At 29.6% G+C, this 19,308-nt stretch carries 17 protein-coding genes; 13 read left to right on the plus strand and 4 right to left on the minus strand.

Annotated features, from left to right (window positions below; all coding sequences use genetic code 11):
* The 6 genes from HMPREF9131_RS01860 to HMPREF9131_RS01885 all read left to right on the plus strand — a co-directional run.
* Positions 1–221 (plus strand): FtsW/RodA/SpoVE family cell cycle protein (locus HMPREF9131_RS01860; protein ID WP_009345071.1); only part of this gene is annotated, 221 nt, incomplete at its 5' end.
* On the plus strand, positions 221–1,303 hold the full coding sequence (gene murG / locus HMPREF9131_RS01865; protein ID WP_009345077.1) for an undecaprenyldiphospho-muramoylpentapeptide beta-N-acetylglucosaminyltransferase: 1,083 nt from the start codon (positions 221–223) through the stop codon (positions 1,301–1,303). The genes HMPREF9131_RS01860 and murG, both read left to right, overlap by 1 nt.
* A gap of 13 nt (positions 1,304–1,316) precedes the next feature.
* Positions 1,317–2,180: a cell division protein FtsQ/DivIB gene (locus tag HMPREF9131_RS01870; RefSeq protein ID WP_009345080.1), complete on the plus strand. Its 864-nt coding sequence runs from the start codon at positions 1,317–1,319 to the stop codon at positions 2,178–2,180.
* A gap of 164 nt (positions 2,181–2,344) precedes the next feature.
* Positions 2,345–3,427, plus strand: a complete 1,083-nt coding sequence (gene ftsZ / locus HMPREF9131_RS01875; RefSeq protein ID WP_009345078.1) for a cell division protein FtsZ — start codon at positions 2,345–2,347, stop codon at positions 3,425–3,427.
* Positions 3,428–3,547: 120 nt separating this feature from the next.
* The gene (gene nrdR / locus HMPREF9131_RS01880) at positions 3,548–4,009 is read left to right on the plus strand and encodes a transcriptional regulator NrdR (RefSeq protein WP_009345075.1); all 462 of its coding nucleotides are present in this window, start codon (positions 3,548–3,550) and stop codon (positions 4,007–4,009) included.
* A complete protein-coding gene (locus tag HMPREF9131_RS01885) occupies positions 3,996–5,306 on the plus strand; it encodes a replication-associated recombination protein A (protein WP_009345074.1) in 1,311 nt (436 codons plus the stop codon). Before nrdR ends, HMPREF9131_RS01885 begins: the two co-directional genes overlap by 14 nt.
* A gap of 194 nt (positions 5,307–5,500) precedes the next feature.
* Here HMPREF9131_RS01885 and HMPREF9131_RS01890 read toward each other — a convergent pair whose 3' ends face one another.
* From HMPREF9131_RS01890 to HMPREF9131_RS01900, 3 genes are all read right to left on the minus strand, one after another.
* Positions 5,501–6,145: a vWA domain-containing protein gene (locus HMPREF9131_RS01890; protein ID WP_009345073.1), complete on the minus strand. Its 645-nt coding sequence runs from the start codon at positions 6,143–6,145 to the stop codon at positions 5,501–5,503.
* Positions 6,146–6,216: 71 nt separating this feature from the next.
* The gene (locus HMPREF9131_RS01895) at positions 6,217–7,200 is read right to left on the minus strand and encodes a macro domain-containing protein (protein ID WP_009345079.1); all 984 of its coding nucleotides are present in this window, start codon (positions 7,198–7,200) and stop codon (positions 6,217–6,219) included.
* Positions 7,201–7,454: 254 nt separating this feature from the next.
* The gene (locus tag HMPREF9131_RS01900; protein WP_009345072.1) at positions 7,455–8,348 is read right to left on the minus strand and encodes a LysR family transcriptional regulator; all 894 of its coding nucleotides are present in this window, start codon (positions 8,346–8,348) and stop codon (positions 7,455–7,457) included.
* A gap of 199 nt (positions 8,349–8,547) precedes the next feature.
* Here HMPREF9131_RS01900 and HMPREF9131_RS01905 point away from each other — a divergent pair, with 199 nt between their 5' ends.
* Together HMPREF9131_RS01905 and HMPREF9131_RS01910 are read left to right on the plus strand one after the other, a co-directional pair.
* Positions 8,548–9,582: a YeiH family protein gene (locus tag HMPREF9131_RS01905; RefSeq protein ID WP_009345062.1), complete on the plus strand. Its 1,035-nt coding sequence runs from the start codon at positions 8,548–8,550 to the stop codon at positions 9,580–9,582.
* 176 nt (positions 9,583–9,758) lie between these two features.
* Positions 9,759–10,769: a low specificity L-threonine aldolase gene (locus HMPREF9131_RS01910; RefSeq protein WP_009345067.1), complete on the plus strand. Its 1,011-nt coding sequence runs from the start codon at positions 9,759–9,761 to the stop codon at positions 10,767–10,769.
* A gap of 62 nt (positions 10,770–10,831) precedes the next feature.
* Here HMPREF9131_RS01910 and HMPREF9131_RS01915 read toward each other — a convergent pair whose 3' ends face one another.
* On the minus strand, positions 10,832–11,707 hold the full coding sequence (locus HMPREF9131_RS01915; protein WP_009345069.1) for a mechanosensitive ion channel family protein: 876 nt from the start codon (positions 11,705–11,707) through the stop codon (positions 10,832–10,834).
* Positions 11,708–11,902: 195 nt separating this feature from the next.
* On the opposite strand from HMPREF9131_RS01915, the gene HMPREF9131_RS01920 reads away from it, so the two are divergent.
* The 5 genes from HMPREF9131_RS01920 to HMPREF9131_RS01940 all read left to right on the plus strand — a co-directional run.
* Positions 11,903–13,093 (plus strand): aminoacetone oxidase family FAD-binding enzyme, encoded by a 1,191-nt coding sequence (locus HMPREF9131_RS01920; RefSeq protein WP_009345061.1) that lies wholly within the window; start codon positions 11,903–11,905, stop codon positions 13,091–13,093.
* 10 nt (positions 13,094–13,103) lie between these two features.
* A complete protein-coding gene (locus tag HMPREF9131_RS01925; protein ID WP_009345068.1) occupies positions 13,104–14,375 on the plus strand; it encodes an NAD(P)H-dependent oxidoreductase in 1,272 nt (423 codons plus the stop codon).
* Between the two features lie 322 nt (positions 14,376–14,697).
* Complete coding sequence (locus tag HMPREF9131_RS01930; protein ID WP_009345065.1) at positions 14,698–15,105, plus strand: Rrf2 family transcriptional regulator; 408 nt, start codon at positions 14,698–14,700, stop codon at positions 15,103–15,105.
* A gap of 215 nt (positions 15,106–15,320) precedes the next feature.
* On the plus strand, positions 15,321–18,422 hold the full coding sequence (gene ileS / locus HMPREF9131_RS01935) for an isoleucine--tRNA ligase (RefSeq protein WP_009345081.1): 3,102 nt from the start codon (positions 15,321–15,323) through the stop codon (positions 18,420–18,422).
* 199 nt (positions 18,423–18,621) lie between these two features.
* Positions 18,622–19,308, plus strand: a 687-nt coding sequence (locus HMPREF9131_RS01940; RefSeq protein ID WP_009345063.1) for a UvrD-helicase domain-containing protein, incomplete at its 3' end; no start/stop codon positions are given.

Raw genomic sequence — 19,308 nt, forward strand, 5'->3', positions numbered from 1 at the left:
TTAAAATAGCTACTCAAACGGATGACTTATTTTATAAATTTACCGCCATAGGTATAACAACTTACATAGGAATACAGGCATTTTTTAATATAGGTGTAACCTGTAAAATATTGCCAGTAACAGGTATAACATTACCCTTTATTTCCTATGGAGGAACTGCCCTTGTTATGAGTATGGTAGCCGTAGGATTATTGCTAAAAATATCAAAGGATGGTAATTGATGAAATATATTTTAAGTGGTGGCGGTACAGGAGGTCATATTTATCCAGCACTTGCCATTTGTGATGAATTAACAAAACAAGATAAAGATGCAGAAATTATATATGTTGGAAAAAAAGATTCTTTAGAAGAAGAGCTTGTGGGAAAAAAGGGATATGATTTTAGACCTATTCATATTTCAGGTTTACCTCGCAAAAAAATTAATAAAGAAACTTTTATAACTATGGTTAATTTAATGAGAGGACTAAGTGAGTCTACAAAAATTATTAATGATTTTAAACCTGATTTTGTTATAGGAACAGGTGGCTATGTTTGTTGCCCAATTGTCTTAAAAGCCCAACAAAAGGGAATAAAAACAATGATTCAGGAACAAAATGCCTACCCTGGAAAGACAAATAGATTTTTATCTAGAAAGGCTGACTTAGTATTTTTAAATTTTAAAGAAGCTAAAAAATATTTTAAAAATTCAAATGTTATTTTTACTGGCAATCCTATAAGAAATGATTTTTCACACTTAGATAGGAATAAAAAAAGACAAGAACTCGGATTGAAGGCAGAAGATAAATTGGTATTTTCTTTTGGCGGTAGTGGAGGACAAGAATCAACTAACGATGCTATAAAAGAAATTATAAAAGGAGATTATAATATAGACTTCAAACTTGTTCATGTTACTGGAAGAGAGCATTATGAGGGATTTATGAAAGATTTAGAAATTCCTGAAAATGTAAAAATATTTGATTACTCTTTTGAAGTGCCTAAATATTTAATGGCTGCAGATCTTGTTATTGCATCTTCATCGGCAATGACTTTGGCTGAAATTTCTGCGGTAGGACTTGCTTCAATTTTAATACCCAAGTCATATACTGCTGGAAATCACCAAGTATTTAATGCAAATTCTTATAAAGATATAAATGCCAGTCAAATAATTACTGAAGATAAGTTAACAGGAAAGCTTTTATATGATAATATAGAAGAAATTTTAAATAATGATGATTTAAGAAAAAAAATGGCTGAGAATTCTAAAAAAATGGGTAATCCTGATGCCGTTTCTGAAATTGTAAGGGAAATTATAAAATTTAAATAAATCGAGTGGTGTTATGGGGAAATTAAAGAAAATTAAAAGAAAAAAGAATAGAAAATTTAGGAGGATTTTTAGAATTTTCACAAGATTTTTTATTTTTTTTACAATTATTTTTTTAATTTTGTTTGCTATAAGACATTCCAGCTTATTTAAAGTAAAAGATATAAATATTTCTGGTATTGAAAAGGTAAAAAGAGAAGAGGTTTTGAGAAAGGCGAAACTCGGACCAGCAGATAAATTCTATAACATTTCTAAAAAGGATAGAATAAATTCAATTAAATCTATTCCTTATGTTAAGGATGTTAAGATGACATTTAATCTTGGTGGTAAGGTAAATATAAATATAGTAGAAAGAAAACCCTATTATCAGATTCAAAAAAAAGATTATAATTTAATTGATAGTGATTTTAGAATTATTGACACAACTAAAGATAAAAATTCAAATCTAATGGATATTTATGGACTAGATATTGAAAATTTAAAAGTTGGGGATTATATTTTAAGAGATAAAGATTCTCAAGAGAAGGTAATGCTTTTGGAAAAATTAAGAGATAGCAAGTTTAATTTAGAAGGTAATATAAAATCAGTATCACTTTTAGATTCAATCTCAACTTTTGTCACAGTAGATGGAATTAAAGTTGAATTTGGGTCTTATAACAATATTGATTATAAGCTTAATATGTTAAAATTAATACTGGAAGATATCAAAAATACAGGAAAAAATGTAAGCCTTATTGAAATGGAAAAATCTGAAAATCCAATTGTTGTTGAAAAAGATACTAAGGAAGAGGATATTTTCGATAATAATAATACTTCTAAAGATACATCTGTAGTTATAAATAATGATGTCAAACAAAAGGTAATTAATAATAAAAATTAAAAAATAATATTAATAAGATAATTGATAAAAATACTTGAAAGCATTATTATTTTCAATTTATTACTTTATTGTTGACTATTTGACTTATTTTCTATAAAATAAGATTAATGCATAGAGTAATTAAAAATAGACTATAAGTATTTTATCATATGAGGAGGATATATATGTTGGAATTTGATATGGATCATGATGATTTTGCCAAGATTAAAGTTGTTGGCGTCGGCGGTGGCGGAAATAATGCTGTAAACAGAATGATTAGTGCCGGTATTAAGGGTGTTGATTTTTATGCTTTCAATACTGATAGACAAGCGCTTAAATCTTCCTTAGCAGATAATAAAATTCAAATTGGCGAGAAAGTAACAAAAGGTCTTGGCGCAGGAGCTAATCCTGATGTAGGACAAGAATCAGCCGAAGAATCAATTGATGAAATTAAAGAATCATTAAAAGATACTGATATGGTATTTATAACAGCTGGTATGGGCGGAGGAACAGGAACAGGAGCTGCTCCTGTTATAGCAGAAATTGCTAAAGAACTTGGAATACTTACTGTTGGTGTTGTAACAAAACCTTTTGCTTTTGAAGGTATGAAGAGATCTAAGTCTGCAGCAAGAGGAATTTCTGCTTTAAAGGATAAAGTTGATACTTTGGTTATAATTCCTAACGACAGATTATTATCAATCGCTGATAAAAAGACAAGTTTTTCTGAAGCTTTCGAAATGGCTGATGAAATTTTAAAACAAGGTATTCAAGGTATTTCTGATTTAATTTCTGTACCTAATTTAATTAATCTTGACTTTGCTGATGTTAAGACAATAATGCAAGACAAGGGTATAGCACATATGGGTATAGGAATTGCATCAGGAGATGATAGAGCAACTGAAGCTGCAAAACTTGCAATAAATTCACCTCTTCTTGAAACTTCTATTGAAGGAGCAAAATCAGTATTACTTAATATTACTGCAGGAAATGATCTCGGAATTTTTGAAGTTAACGAAGCTGCAGATCTTATTCGTGAATGTGTAGATGAAGATGCTAACATTATTTTCGGAGCAGGAATTGACGAAACTCTTAAAGATCAAGTTAAGATTACAGTAATAGCAACAGAATTTGACCAATATAAAGATGATGGCAAGAAGGATGATAAGAAAAAACCAAACCTTGTTGCAAGAAATTTAAAAGAAAATGAAGAAGAAGACAATGGAGAATTAAAAATTCCATCATTCTTAAAAATTAATAGAAACAAATAATTTGTTTTATTGAAATTATGAGCGGATTTTACGTCCGCTCAATTTATTATGAACTAATATAACCCTAATTTTTTATTTGAACTGAATATGAAGAGTTGGGGTTTTTGAATAGGGGTAATTATGAAGTGTCCATTTTGTGCTTATGAAGATTCTAAGGTAGTTGATACAAGACCAACTGAAGATAATACAATAAGAAGAAGAAGAGAATGTTTAAAATGTAAGGGGAGATTTACAACTTATGAAAAAATAGAATCATCTCCCATTATGGTTATAAAAAAAGACGGGACTAGGCAAGCATTTGATAGAGATAAAATAATAAATGGAATGATAAAATCATGTGAAAAAAGACCTGTATCAAGAGAAAAAATAGAGAATGCAAGCGATAGGATTGAAAAAAACATTCAAAATTCAATGAAAAAAGAAGTCTACTCCAAAGATGTGGGTGAGATGGTTATGGAAGAACTAAAAAAATTAGATGAGGTTTCTTATGTGCGATTCGCCTCAGTTTATAGAGAATTTAAAGACTTACAAACTTTTGTTGATGAATTGGAAAAAATAATAAATAAAAATGAATCTATTTGACTTATCTATGGAAAAAAATCTTAATAATAAGTCGCCTCTTGCCGATAGGCTAAGACCCAAAAATTTAGAAGAATTTGTTGGTCAAGACCATATTATAGGTCAAGGGAAATTTCTCTCTAGGCTTATTAAGAGTGACAGGGTAAATTCTTTGCTTTTTTATGGACCTCCAGGAGTAGGAAAGACAACCCTTGCAAAAATAATTGCTAATTTGACAAATAAAAATTTCGTGGAACTTTCTGCAGTTACATCAAACATCAAAGAGCTGAGAGAAGTCTTACAAAAAGCTCAAGATGATTTCAAATTTTCAAATATAGAAACTATTGTATTTATTGATGAAATTCACAGATTTAATAAAACTCAACAGGACGCACTCTTGCCCTATGTAGAGCGAGGAATAATTATACTTATTGGGGCAACCACTGAAAACCCATATTTTGAAGTCAATAAAGCACTTTTATCCAGATTGCAAATATTAAATTTAAAAGCATTAGAAAATAAAGACATGAATAAATTAATTGACAGGGCGATCAGTGATAAAATCAAAGGCTTTGGAAATTTAAAAATTAATTTGTCTGAACAAGCAAGAGAATTTTTAATCAGAAATTCATCAGGCGATGGGAGATTTCTTCTAAATTCTTTAGAAATTGCAGTATTATCAACAGATAAAGTTGACAATGAAGTAAATCTAACTTTAGATGTTCTCGAAAATTCCATGCAAAGAAAAAAATTATTGTATGACAATGGTGGCAACGAACATTATGATACAATTTCAGCTTTTATAAAATCTCTAAGGGGTACAGATCCTGATGCAGCCCTATACTATTTAGCCAAAATGCTTGAATCAGGAGAAGATATAAAATTTATAGCAAGAAGAATGATAATTTTTGCATCAGAAGATGTAGGAAATGCAAATCCCATGGCTATGGTTGTAGCATCTGCTTGCTTTCAAAATATCAATGCAGTGGGAATGCCTGAAGCTAGAATTATTTTAGGACAATGCGCCACATATCTGGCATCCTCTGTAAAATCAAACGCAGCATATCGTGGAATAAATGAGGCAATTTCAGATATCAAAGAAGAAGGAAAGTCAACGATACCAATATATCTCAGAGATAAAAATAATCCAGCAAACAAAAGCCATGAAAAATATTTATATCCTCATGATTACGAAAATTCATATGTCAAACAAGACTACCTTCCTTATGAACTTAAAGATAAAAAATATTATAAACCAAAAAATATAGGCTACGAAAAAGAAATAATAGACTATTTTAAAAAAATAGGTAAAGAAAAATAAGAACTTAGGAAATATAAATAAAGTATTTTTACAAAATCAAATCGGCATGAAGAAATTAACCTTTGTGCCGATTTTTAGTACTAAAATGAAGTAGATTAAGCCTTATTTAAATTTCCATTTTATATTAAAGGGGATAGACGCAAGCTTAAATACTTGCGAATATTCCCAATAATAAAGCGTTTCTTTAATTATTTTCATCCTTTGTCTTTTCTGTTTTTGTAGTCTTCTGTGATTTCGTCTTTCCAGTGTTTGTCGACTCTTCCTTTGTTTCTTCTTACATAGCTTATGGCATCGCCTATGACTCTGTAGTTTAGTTCTGTGCCTTTTTCGTCGCTGTGATAGTTTACCGCCATTTCTCTTTTTATGCCAAACTTTTCTCCTTCTCCTTCTGCGTCTATGTTTGCACCTAAGAAGATAAATTCCCAGCCATATTTCTCTCTTTGGTTGGTGATTAGTCTTTTTACTTCTTTGTAACTGTACCTTCTGCTGGCGTTTTCCATGCCGTCTGTTGTGATTACAAATAATGTCTTATCTGGCACATCTTCTTTGCGAGCATACTTGTGAATGTTTCCTATGTGTTTTATGGCTCCTCCAACTGCATCAAGTAGAGCGGTGCATCCTTCTACATAGTATTCTTTATCTGTGAGCTTTGGAACATCTTTTATGGACATTCTGTCGTGTATCGCTTTACTTTCTTCGTTAAATAATATTGTGGAGACTAATGCTTCTCCCTCTTCTTTTTTTTGCCTTTCGATCATAGAGTTAAAGCCACCTATTGTGTCCTTTTCCAAGCCTTGCATTGAGCCACTCTTATCTAATATAAATACAAGTTCTATCATTATTATCCTTCCTTTCTTTTACTATATTGTAAAAAATAAAGAAGATATTTAGGTCACTTTCAAGGCGACATTTATCCTCCAATTAAAGGTTGGTCAAAGGCAAATAATGCTTCGTTTATTTCAAAGATGTTGTAATTTTTTCTTTCGATAAAATACTCAATTATTACGTCAAACTTGCTACTTCTTGTGAGGGCATAGCCTGCTCTTCCTATTAAATCTTCCATCCCATCCTTATTCAGTTCTAATGCCAAGGCAAAGGCTATTGCGGTGGTCTTTGAGGGACGATATTCGGGATTATTTTTGATTTTGGAAAAAAGCTTTCTGTCAATATTTGCCTTTTTATAAACTTCAGGATCCGTCTTGCCGGAGTTGTCTATTAGTCTTAATAAGGTCTTGGAGAATCCTTCGTCCAAATTTTTTAAAATGTCTTCTATACATTCACTGTCTTGGATAAAGGGTTGCACATTGTTAGCCTCTAAACTATATTTTCTGCGAAGTGAGCCTATGTATTCTTTATTTATTTTTTCTTCAACGTAGTTTTCTGAAATATATTCTTTTACAGACTTAAAGAGTTTTTTTGACAATGAAAAGGCATCCTTTGAAAAGACTGCAAGGTATATGTGCATTTCGTTTTTTAATAAAAATTCGCTCACTTCTTTAATGGTAATTTGAAGCGCCAAGTCGCTTGGATATCCACAGGTTCCTGTTCCGATCAAAGGCATGGCTATGGAGTCGCAGCCCTTTTCTTTTGCCAAGTTTAAAGAGTTTTTAATGCAATCTGAAAGTATTTCTCCTTCTCCCTTATATCCACCTTCCCAGGATGGAGTTGAAGTGTGGATTACATATTTTGCCTTTAAATTATATGCAGATGTTATAAAGGCATTGCCAAAGCCAATGTTTCCGATTTTCTTTCTTGCAATTAGAAGCTCCGGTCCTGCACCTTTGTGAATCTCACTATCTACTCCGCCACCTACTATAGGTTTAGGATTTGCTGTATTTACAATTGCATCCACTTTTATATTTACTATGTTATTTCTCACTATTTCAAATGGCATAAGTACCTCCTTTTATATTTTATCAAAATGTGTGATTTTTTAGTGTGTCTAGACTAATAGAGAAGCCATTTAAGCTTTCTCTGGGGCATTCAAAATCAGACTAAGGTTCTTGTATTTATGAAGCTCTACCTTACTTAAAATATCCCCAATATAAACAATGCTCCCAAATAAAAAGCCTATGAATTTAAAATTATAGCTTTTTTCCACCTAAAGACTTCCTAAAACAGTTTTCTAAAGTCCCAAATTTAAAGCCCCTAGGTGTTCTTATTTTTTTCTACAAAGCTATTGAATAATTCTAAATAATCGTCTATAAATATGGAGTTTTTGTTACACACAAAGGAGAAATCATGGGATACTTTAAAGTCTTTTAGATTAACTGAAATAAATTCCTTATTTTCCAAATGCTTTTTAACGGCAGATTCAAAAAGAAAACTTATGCCGCAATCTTTTTCTAAGAGTTCTACTATGGCGTGCATATTATTAACTTGAATTATATTTTTAAAATCTTTTAGGGATAAATTTTGAATTGCCAGCATATTTTTTAATATTGCTAGGGTTCCGGAACCTTCTTCTCTAATAATCAATCTTTCAGATAATAAATCTGAGAGATTATTAATTTTATTTCTAAATTTGTGATTTTTATTAGCTATACATATGTATTTTTCACTTTTAAATTTTTTTACATAGTAATTTTGACTTTTTAAAAATCCTTCTATTATTGCGAAGTCTATTTTTCCTTTTTCCAAATCTTCAAGTATATCTTTGGTATTTTTGTAATGAATGTAGAAGTCGCTATTTTTTTCTTTTGAAATAAATTCTATTAGTCTATCTAAAACGGTAAATTCTGCAATTGTTCTGGTTAGACCCAGTGAAATCTTTTTGTTTTTTACCGTATTTTTACTGATAATATTTTTAATTTTAACTTGGTCATTTGCCATAGAATTTAATGCCATGTATAAAATTTTTCCTTGGTCTGTCAAAACTAATGATTTTTTATCTCTAATAAAAAGTTTTGCTTGGTAAAAATTTTCTAAATATTTTATATGACCTGATACTGCCGGTTGGGTTAGGTTTAGTTTTTGGGCAGCTTTGGTAAAATTCATACATTGGCATAGTGTTATAAAAGTATTTGTCCTATAATCTAACATTTTATCACCTTTTTTCATCATAACAAATATTTATAGATATGTAAATATTTATAATTATACATTATAGAAAATTCTTGTTATAATTTTTAAGTGCTAAAAATTATACTTAAGCAAAAAAGTATAATAGTTTTTATTTTTATTTTAAAAATGATTGCAAATATAAATTTGCAAAATAATTAATAAGGAGATTAAAGAAAAAATGAATAGTTTTATTAAAAAAAATTTAAAGGGTATACTCCTTTGCTTTACTCTTGCCCTTCCATGTCATTATTTAGGTAAAATTTTTCCTATAATTGGAGGAGCTGTTCTTGCAATCCTATTAGGTATGTTTGTAGGGTTTTTCATGAAGGATAAGTCTGTTTTTAATGATGGGATAAAATTTACATCAAAAAAAATATTACAATATGCAGTTATTTTTTTGGGATTTGGTATGAATTTAAGCGTAGTTTTAGAAACTGGCAAAGAATCACTTCCAATTATTCTATCTACTATTTCTACGTCATTAATTATAGCTTTTTTATGGTATAAATTTGGAAAAATGGACAAAAATATTACAACTTTAATAGGTGTAGGTTCATCAATTTGTGGGGGTTCTGCAATTGCTGCAACGGCTCCATGTATTGATGCTTCAGAAGATGAAGTTGCCCAAGCCATATCAGTTATTTTTTTCTTTAATTTACTTGCTGCACTTATTTTTCCGACTTTTGGCTCATTAATTGGTTTTTCAACAACAAGTGGTCAAGCTTTTGGAATTTTTGCAGGTACTGCTGTAAATGATACATCATCAGTTACTGCTGCTGCTTCAACTTGGGATAATTTATATAACTTAGGCACTCAAACTCTTGACAAGGCTGTAACTGTTAAACTTACAAGAACACTTGCTATTATACCTATAACACTTGCTATAGCTATCTACAGGGCTAAAAATTCAAATACAAAAACAAGTGAGAAACCATCACTTAAACAAATTTTTCCTTTTTTTATTATTTATTTTGTATTAGCTAGTGTTATAACTACAATTGCTTTAAAAATTGGTTATGATATAGCTATATTTGCTCCTTTTAAAGAATTATCTAAATTTTTTATTGTTATGGCAATGGCAGCTATCGGTTTAAATACTGATATTGTTAAGCTGATAAAAAATGGTGGCAAGCCTATAGTTCTCGGTTTTTCTTGTTTTATCGGTATAACTTTTGTGAGTTTATTGCTTCAACATTTGTTGCAAATGTGGTAATAAATATTTTAACTCATTCAATAATTTTTTTATAAATTTTATTGTTAAATTTTATAGCTTAAGGCTCAACCACTAATTTTTTTAAAATAAATATCATAATTTTACTACTCCATCCAGTGCATATAGTTGTAAGGGTGGAGTTTTTATTTTTGGGTATGATAAATATGAGGTGTTTTATGAATAATTTTTTAAATGATTATAAGGATTTTGGTTGTAAGGAAATTTATGAAAATATGCAAAAAATTTTCAACAATAATTATTGTGGATATGGACTTGATGAAATTTCAAATAATGCCAGTCAATTGTTAAAAAATGAAATAAAAAAAGATTCTCAGATTGAGTTTATTTCTGGGGGAACGGCTGCAAATATTTTAGCTACCACTTTTGCTCTAAGACCCTATGAGGCAGTCTTAGCCCTTGATAGTGGTCATATAAGTCACCATGAAACAGGTTCAATTGAGGCAACAGGTCACAAGGTTATAAATATATCTAGCCCTGATGGAAAAATGAAAGCCCATCAGATTAAAGATCTTATAAATAATATGAGTGAAGAAATTGATGTAAAAATTAAAGTTGTATATATATCCCAAACAACTGAAAAGGGTACAGTTTATTCGATAGATGAAATTAAAAAAATATATGATTTTTGCGTTGATAATGGTCTATATTTATATATTGATGGGGCAAGACTTGCTCATGCGATGGCAGCAAATAATAGCAAATTAGAAGATTATGGGAAATACTCTCATATATTTTCTATAGGGGGAACAAAAAATGGAGCAATTTTTGGAGAAGCAATTGTAATTTTAGATGAGAATTTAAGAAAAAATTTCCGCTATTATATAAAACAAAGAGGTGCTATGATGGCAAAATCATTTTTAATTTCTTTGTCATTTCAAACACTATTTACTGATGGTTTATACTATAAAAATGCGTATCATGCATGGGAAATGTCAAGATTATTGGTAGATGAATTAAAGAAAATAGATAGAGAACCTATATTTTGTGAATCTAACCAAATTTTTCTAAAGTCAAATCCAAAAGAAATTGAATTTTTAAAAAAAGAAAATATTTTTGAAGTTGATGATAAAAAAGAATCTATTATCAGGCTTGTTACTGATTATAGGACAAATAAAGAAGATATTAGAGGATTTATTTCTTCATTAAAAAAATGGGGGACTGATTAAATCCTCCATTTGTCATATCATGCAAATTCTTTTTTGAAATTGTAAAGATTATTATTTAAAACTTATTCTTCATTTGAAATTATAAATTTTTGATGGGGAACTTTAATGCCATGGGCTTTAAAAGCTAGCCTCATACCTTCTAGTAGATTACCTTGGCAAGCAAGTAAATCTTTAGCTTTTACTTGACCAGACATTAAAAATTTTAGGGAATAATCTGTAATTTCCGAAATTTTTATTAGGTAATCTTGGTCGTGTATGATCAGTTCCTCCTTATCTAAAACTTCCTTGCAAAGTGTTTTTACAAGTTCAACATCAACATCTACAGGAACATGAAAATAGTAAGAGCAATAAACATAATCAAGGGTTGAAAGATTAGTGATTTTATTCTTAGTTAGATAAGAATTGGGAAAACTTACAATATGGTTTGATGAATTTCTAAATAAGGAATTAAAAAGATTTATTGAATAAACCTTTAATAGGTTATCATTTTCACCAACATAGACATAATCACCAACTCTAAAATTATTCAATGTTACAATTAGAATACCTGAGGCTAAATCTTGAAGTGAGCCTTGCATGGCTAGACCAATGGCTAGACCTAAAGAACCAATCAAGGTTATCAAAGAAGTTATTTTAAAGCCGAGATTTCCTGCAATTATTGTAAACAATACGAATAAGTAAAAAAATGAAAAGAATTTTATAAAAAAGTGGGTGAGCCCCTTATTAATATTATGTCTGTTCATAATTTTTCTTATAAGTAAATTGATCACTTTCAAAACATAATATCCTATTATAAATATTATTAGGGCAAAAGCAAATTTTTTGAGAATACCAGGCCAATCAATAGATTCCCAAAATGTAGGATTTTTTGCATCATTTATAACATCTTCCAATTTATTGGCTTGATTTTTGCCTGCCCAAGCAAGTAGATCTTTCATTTTGTCATCTCCAAATTAAAAAAAATAATAATTCTTTTATTATTCTACCATAAATATATATACATATTAAGTGACAAGTATAATCATACATAGCCCATATTTTTTAAAAAATAAAAATAATAAATCTTTCTTTAAAATAGGTTCAAATGTTGTAAAAACGTATATTTTTATATATAATAAATTTTTAGAGGACTTATGGATATAATAATTATCGGTGGCGGTGCCTCTGGTATTTTTGCCGCTATAAATTTAAAAAAATATAATAACAATGTAAGAATTTTAGAGAAAAATTCAAGAATAGGTAAAAAATTATTAGTAACTGGCAATGGTAGGTGTAATTACTCTAACATTAATTTAAGTGAAAATAATTATAATAAGCCTGAGTTTGTAAAAAATGCTATTGATAGTTTTTCAAATACAGACCTTGTCAATTATTTTAAAATGATGGGGCTTTATAGTTGTGTTGAAAATAATAGAATTTATCCTATAACTTTGAAGGCAAATTCAGTTTTGAGTATTTTGATGAAAAAACTTTCTGAAAATAATATCTGTATTAATACTGACACTGAAGTTTTATCCGTAAGTAAAGAAAAAGATAAATTTAAACTCATAACTAACAAGGGAGAATTTTATTGCCATAAGCTTATTGTTGCTTGTGGAGGCTCTTCCATGCCAAAATCTGGCAGTGATGGTTCTTTTTTCAAAATCTTAAAAAAATTGGGACACAAAGTCACTCCGATTTTTCCAGCACTCACTCAGATTAAACTTGAGTCAGCTTATCTAAAACACCTTCAAGGAACAAAGGTGGTTGGAAAGGTTAAGTTATATTCAAAAGAAAAATTAATAATAGAGAAGTATGGCGATTTACTTTTTACATCTTATGGTATTAGTGGGCCACCTATACTTGATATATCTGTAAAATTATCAGAATATAATGACTTATACATTGAAATGCCACTTATAAATTATAGTGATAAAATTGATAAGGAAGAAATATTTTCCTCTTTTTATATGTTTAATGATTATAGTATCGATGAGTTTTTATTAGGTCTTGTAGATAAAAAATTTATACATTATATTTTGGAAACATTGGGAATTAAATCAAATACACCACTTAACTTTTTGGAAAAATATTACAGTGATATTATTGATATTCTTTTCAATTCTAAGTTTTATGTAAAGGGTACGACAGGATTTGAAAATTCACAGGTTACTAGAGGGGGAGTGGATATCTCAGAAGTTTCCCCCTTTGATTTCTCTTCCAAAATTTGTGACGGATTATATATAATAGGTGAAGCTCTTGATGTTGATGGAGAATGCGGAGGCTATAATTTACATTTCGCTTTTGCTTGTGCCTATACTTTAAGTAAGAATTTTAATTACTAACGGAGGCAATATGAATTATTTGCAAAATAAATTAAAAGAACATGGAAATATATGTGTTGGAATAGTAGGACTAGGAATAATGGGCAAGTCCTTATTAACAACTTTGAATATTATGGAAGCTTTTGGTCCATCTATTATTTCTGCTAGAAGAAAAGAATCTCTTACAGAGGCTTTTGCCATAGCAAAAATTCCTGAAGATAGATATATTTTAACTAATGACATAGATAAGGCTAGAATAGCTATAAAAGAAAATAAATACGTTGGCACTCTTGATAATTTTATACCAGCAACTATTAGCGATTGTCTTGTTGATTGCACAGGTGTTACAGATGTGGGATGCCAAATTTCTCTTTGTGCCATAAAAAATAAAGTCAATATAGTTAGTTTAAATGTAGAAATGGATGCTACAGTAGGTCCATATTTAAAAGATTTAGCTAAAGAAAGTGGGATTGTTTATTCCGGAACTGCCGGAGATGAACCTGGAGCTATTGTAGACCTTTATGATTTTTGTAAAAATTGTGGCTTTGAAGTATTAGTTTTGGGAAAAGGTAAAAACAACGCTCTTGATAATTATGCAACACAAGATGACTTAGCCCAAGATGCCAAAAGACGAGGAATTAATAAAAGAATGTTGACATCTTTTGTTGATGGAACAAATACAATGATTGAACTTAATGCAGTTTGTAATGCGTTGGGCTTCTTACCAGATGTCAGAGGCTGTCATTTTTTCCATTCAACTCCTAAAACCTTGGCTGATGATATAAAATTAAAATCCCAAGGTGGAATTTTAAATTCTTATGGAATTGTAGATTTTGTTAAGGGGATAGCACCTGGAGTTTTTGCAATAATTAAAACCAAAAATGAATTTATAAGAAAAGAAATGGAATATCTATCAATGGGCAAGGGTGATAATTTTGCAATTTATAGGCCATTCCACCTTACAAGTTTGGAAACACCTACCTCAATAATGAGGGCAGTTTTACTTGGTGATTCAACTATTTGCCCTAAGGATAAACCTTATGCAGAAACTGTTGCTGTTGCAAAAAGAGATATAAAAAAAGGTGAAAAGTTTGATTCCATAGGTGGATATATTGTTTTTGGATCTTTGGAAGATGCAAAGATTCAAAAAAAGGAAAATCATGTGCCAATAGGAATAATAACTGAAGGTTCTTATGCTAAGAGGGATATTAAAAAAGATACTGTCTTAACAAGAGATGATATAGAATTAAATGAAGATAATATTATCGTTAAGACAAGGAGAGAACAAGAAAAAATATATTAATAAATCAATAAAAAATAAAAGATTTTTTATTATATTTATCTTAAGCTTGATAAATTTAATGTTTTTAGCATGAATTGGGACCGTAATAATTTGCGGTCTTATTAAATTTAAAAATATTTTTATCAAGATAAACTTGATATATTAAGTACAGATTGATATTATATTTTTAATAAATTATGATTAAAACTTAAATCTTAATTGGGTTTATATTATTACTTTTAATGTTAAAAAAATATTAACAAAGTTTTTTGTAAACGAGTTTGTATAAAATTAAGTTTGTTGACATTAAGTTTAAATTATATTAAAATGGAGGGGTAATTAGATGAAAATTACACAAGAAACAGACTATGCTTTTAGAATTACGAGTTTCTTGGCATCTCATGAAAATGAAATAATTGGAGCGCCCATAATAGCAGAGGAGTGTTCAGTTACGGAAAGATTTACTCTGAGAATTTTGAGAAAGTTAAATTTGGCGGGAATAACTTATGCAAAAAGAGGTGCTAAGGGTGGCTATGGTCTAAAGAGACCTAAAGAAGAAATAACTCTTTATCAAATAATATGTGCAATTGAAGGTCCAACTGTAATAAATAGATGTTTAGCTCATGACCAGTATTGCAACAGAAAAACTATAGAGGGAGTTAAACATTGCAAGTTTCATAGTAAACTTTTTCATATACAAAAGAGTATTATAAATATGTTTAACAGCGAAACGATAGACAATTATATATAAAACGGTGAAGAGAACGGTGTATAAAATTAATCATTTAGAGAATCTGCGTTTGGTGCAAGCAGTTGAGATTTTATATACGTATCAGCTTGGAGTTTAATTTTATTTTAATTAATGAGTGATTTTCCTGGATAATTAGGGTGGTACCGCGGCAAGTTCGTCCCTTCTTTGAAGGGATTTTTTTTATATATTGTAATATTAAAAAGGAGTGAAAATAGATGGCAAAATTTGAATCACTTTCTAAAGATAGTGCAGCTCAAAGAGAAGAGAGAATATCTGAATATTGGGAAAAAATAGATTTGTTACACAAATGTGTGCAAACTAGGGAAGGTAATAAAAAGTATATTTTTTATGAAGGCCCACCGACAGCTAATGGTAAGCCGGGAATTCACCATGTTATGGCGAGAACTCTAAAGGATTTAACTTGCAGATACCATACAATGCTTGGATATAAAGTCAACAGAAAAGCTGGATGGGATACTCACGGACTTCCTGTAGAAATTGAAGTTGAAAAGAAATTGGGACTTCACAACAAACAAGATATAGAAAAATATGGAATAGAAAAATTTAATGAAAAATGTAAGGTATCTGTTTTTGAATATGAAAAAGAATGGAGAGAACTTACAAAGAGGATGGGTTATTTGATAGACCTAGACCATCCATATGTAACCTTAGAAAATGACTATATAGAATCAGTTTGGAATATTTTAAACAATATGTTTAAAGATGACTTGATTTATGAAGGACATAAAATTTTACCTTACTGTGCTAGGTGCGGAACAGGTCTTGCATCTCATGAAGTAGCTCAAGGTTATGAAGAAATAACAACTACATCTGTAACTGTTAAATTTAAAGTTAAGGGTAAAGATAATGAATTTTTCTTGGCTTGGACCACAACTCCATGGACTTTACCTTCAAATGTTTGCTTAAGTGTTAATCCTGAAGTTGATTATGTAAAGGTAAAAGTAAAAGACGAGTATTATTATCTTGCAGATAATTTAAAGGATGCGGTCCTAAAGGATTTAGAATATCAAGTAGTTGAGCACTTAAAGGGAAAAGAAATGGAATATATGGAGTATGAACAACTCCTTCCATTTATTGATGTAAAAGAAAAGGCATTTTTTGTAACTTGTGCAGACTATGTAACTATTGAAGATGGTACAGGTATAGTCCATACTGCTCCTGCTTTTGGTGAAGACGACTATAATACTGGAAGAAGATATAAACTTCCTGTAGTTAATCCTGTTAATGAAGAAGGAAAATTCACCCAAACTCCATGGAAAGGAACTTTTGTAATTGATACCGATCCCGAAGTAATAAATTATTTATGGGAAAATGGAATTCTTTTTTCAAAACAAAAGATAAAGCATAATTATCCACATTGTTGGAGATGTCACACTCCATTAATTTATTATGCGCATCCATCATGGTATATAGAAGTTACTAAATTTAAAGATAAATTAGTTGATAATAATAATGGAGTTACTTGGTTCCCACCTTTTGTCGGAGAAAAAAGATTTGGAAATTGGCTTGAAAATTTAAACGACTGGGCAATTTCTCGTTCAAGATATTGGGGAACACCGCTACCGATTTGGAGATGTAAATGCGGACATGTTGAATCAATAGGTAGTCGTAAAGAATTAAAAGAAAAAGCTCTTGAAGATATTGATGAAAATGTGGAACTTCACAGACCTTATGTAGACAATATTCATTTGAAATGTCCTAAGTGTGGCGATATCATGACAAGAGAAAAAGATGTCATAGATGTATGGTTTGATTCTGGCTCGATGCCTTTTGCTCAATGGCACTATCCCTTTGAAAATAAAGATAATTTTGATGAACTTTTCCCAGCAGACTTTATTTGCGAGGGGATTGACCAAACAAGAGGATGGTTCTATTCACTTCTTGCAATTTCAACATATATGACAGGCAAGAGCCCATATAAAAATGTTCTTGTTAATGATTTAATTCTTGACAAAGAAGGCAAGAAGATGAGCAAATCTCGTGGCAATACTGTTGCTCCTTTTGAACTATTTGATAAATATGGAGCAGATGTTGTGAGATGGTATTTATTGTATGTATCACCGCCATGGAACCCTACAAAATTTGATGAAGACGGACTTAGGGAAATGGAATCAAAATTCTTTAGGTCTTTAAGAAATATTTATAACTTCTTCAGTCTTTATGCAAATACTGATGATATTGATCCTAGAACTTTCCAAGTTAAATATGAAGATAGAGATGAAATTGATAAGTGGCTTTTATCTAAATATAATAGACTTGTAAAAGTTGTTAGAGATGATATGGATAAGTTTGAACTGACAAAAGTTGTAAGAGAAATATCTGATTTTGTTATTGAAGAACTTTCAAATTGGTATATCAGAAGAAACAGAAGAAGATTTTGGAAGACCGACAAGGATGATTCAAAGTTTGCTGTTTATGCTACAACTTATGAAGTATTACTCGGTATAAGCAAGCTAATTGCTCCAATAGTTCCATTTATATCAGAAGAACTCTTCAGATCTTTAACTGATGAAGAATCTGTTCACTTAGCAGATTTTCCACAATTTGATGAAGAAAAAATAAATGATAAAATAGAAAATAGAATGGATCTTGTTAGGGATCTAGTTACACTTGGTCGTGCAGCAAGAGAAGAAGCAAAAATAAAAGTTCGTCAACCTCTTTCTAAGGTAATAATTGATGGAAAATATAAGAATATAATTTCTGATTTAAGCGATTTAATAATTGAAGAATTAAACGTTAAGGAAGTTATTTTTGAAGATGATTTAAGTCAATTTATGAATTTTGAACTGAAACCAAATTTCAGAGAAGTTGGTAAATTACTTGGTTCAAAAGTTAAATCTTTCTCTAAGTATTTGAACAGTGTTGATGCTAAAAAACTTCTTGATGATTTAGAAAATGGACAAGTAAAAATTGAAATTGATGGCGAAGAAATTGAAATAAATAAAGATTATGTACTTGTCAATATAAAATCTAAAAAAGGTTTTGACGTCAACATGGCAAATAATATCTTTGTAATTCTTGATACAGAATTAAATGAAGAACTGATAAATGAAGGTTATGTTAGAGAATTTATTTCAAAGATTCAACAATTCAGAAAGAAACTTGATTTAGATGTCTTAGACAATATTGAAATATCCTTTGTCAGTGATAAGGAAGTAACAGAAGCCTTATTTAATGATGAAGAATTTATAAAATCTGAAACATTAGCAAAGAAAATAGAAGAAAAAGACCAAGGTGGAGAAGAATCAAGTCTTAACGGACACCCTGTTAAAATAAATATTAAAAAAGTTGATTGAGAAAAAAGATTTAGAAGCTGTAGAAATACAGCTTCTTTTTACTATATTTTTTAAATATTGTTGGAGAAAAAAAGATTAGGAAAAAACCTAATTTCCTTTATCTTTAAAAACTTATCATGATATAGTATAATTAACATAGGGTAATAGTATAAATAATTTTTAAAGATGGAGTTTTAGAAAAGGAAAAGTTATATATATTATGGTTTTAAATGAGATTCAACAAAAGGCATCTACAATTTTAGATAAGAATATTTCTTTGATTTCAGGAGCTGGTACTGGAAAAACTGGTGTTTTGACCCAAAGATTTATAAATATTATTAAAGCTCAAAATGGTAAGTTTGATAATATTTTAGCTTTAACTTTTACTGATAAAGCTACAGAAGAAATGAACAATAGAATTTATCATGAGCTAGCTAAAACCTCTTATGATTTTAACATTGACAAACTTAATATTATGACCATTCATTCCTTTTGCAAAGATTTAATTTTATCTTATAACAGGTATTTACATATTAACTCAAATTTTGATTTAGATAATGATTTTTTTTGTCAAATCCTTTTAAAAGAATCTATTAAGAAAATTCTTTCAACTTATAATAATGAAGACTATTTGTCCTTTCTTTTAGATTTGAATTTTAGTATTGTTCCAAGAGATGTTGAAGCTATATTTTTTGATTTATACAATAGATTAAGAAATAAAAATATCAGTTTTGATGATTTAAAAAATGCTTCTTTTGTGAACTTTGAATCTTGCGAAGATAAAAATTCTCTTAAAAATAATTTGCTGGATTTAGGAAAAAATAAGTCTTTAAAAACCTTAAATAAATTCATTAATTCTAGTATTTTTTCTGAAATTTTTGACAAAGAAAATCTCGATTCTAGTGAC

The sequence above is a fragment of the Peptoniphilus sp. oral taxon 836 str. F0141 genome (genome assembly GCF_000179335.1).
Lineage (GTDB): Bacteria > Bacillota > Clostridia > Tissierellales > Peptoniphilaceae > Peptoniphilus_A > Peptoniphilus_A lacrimalis.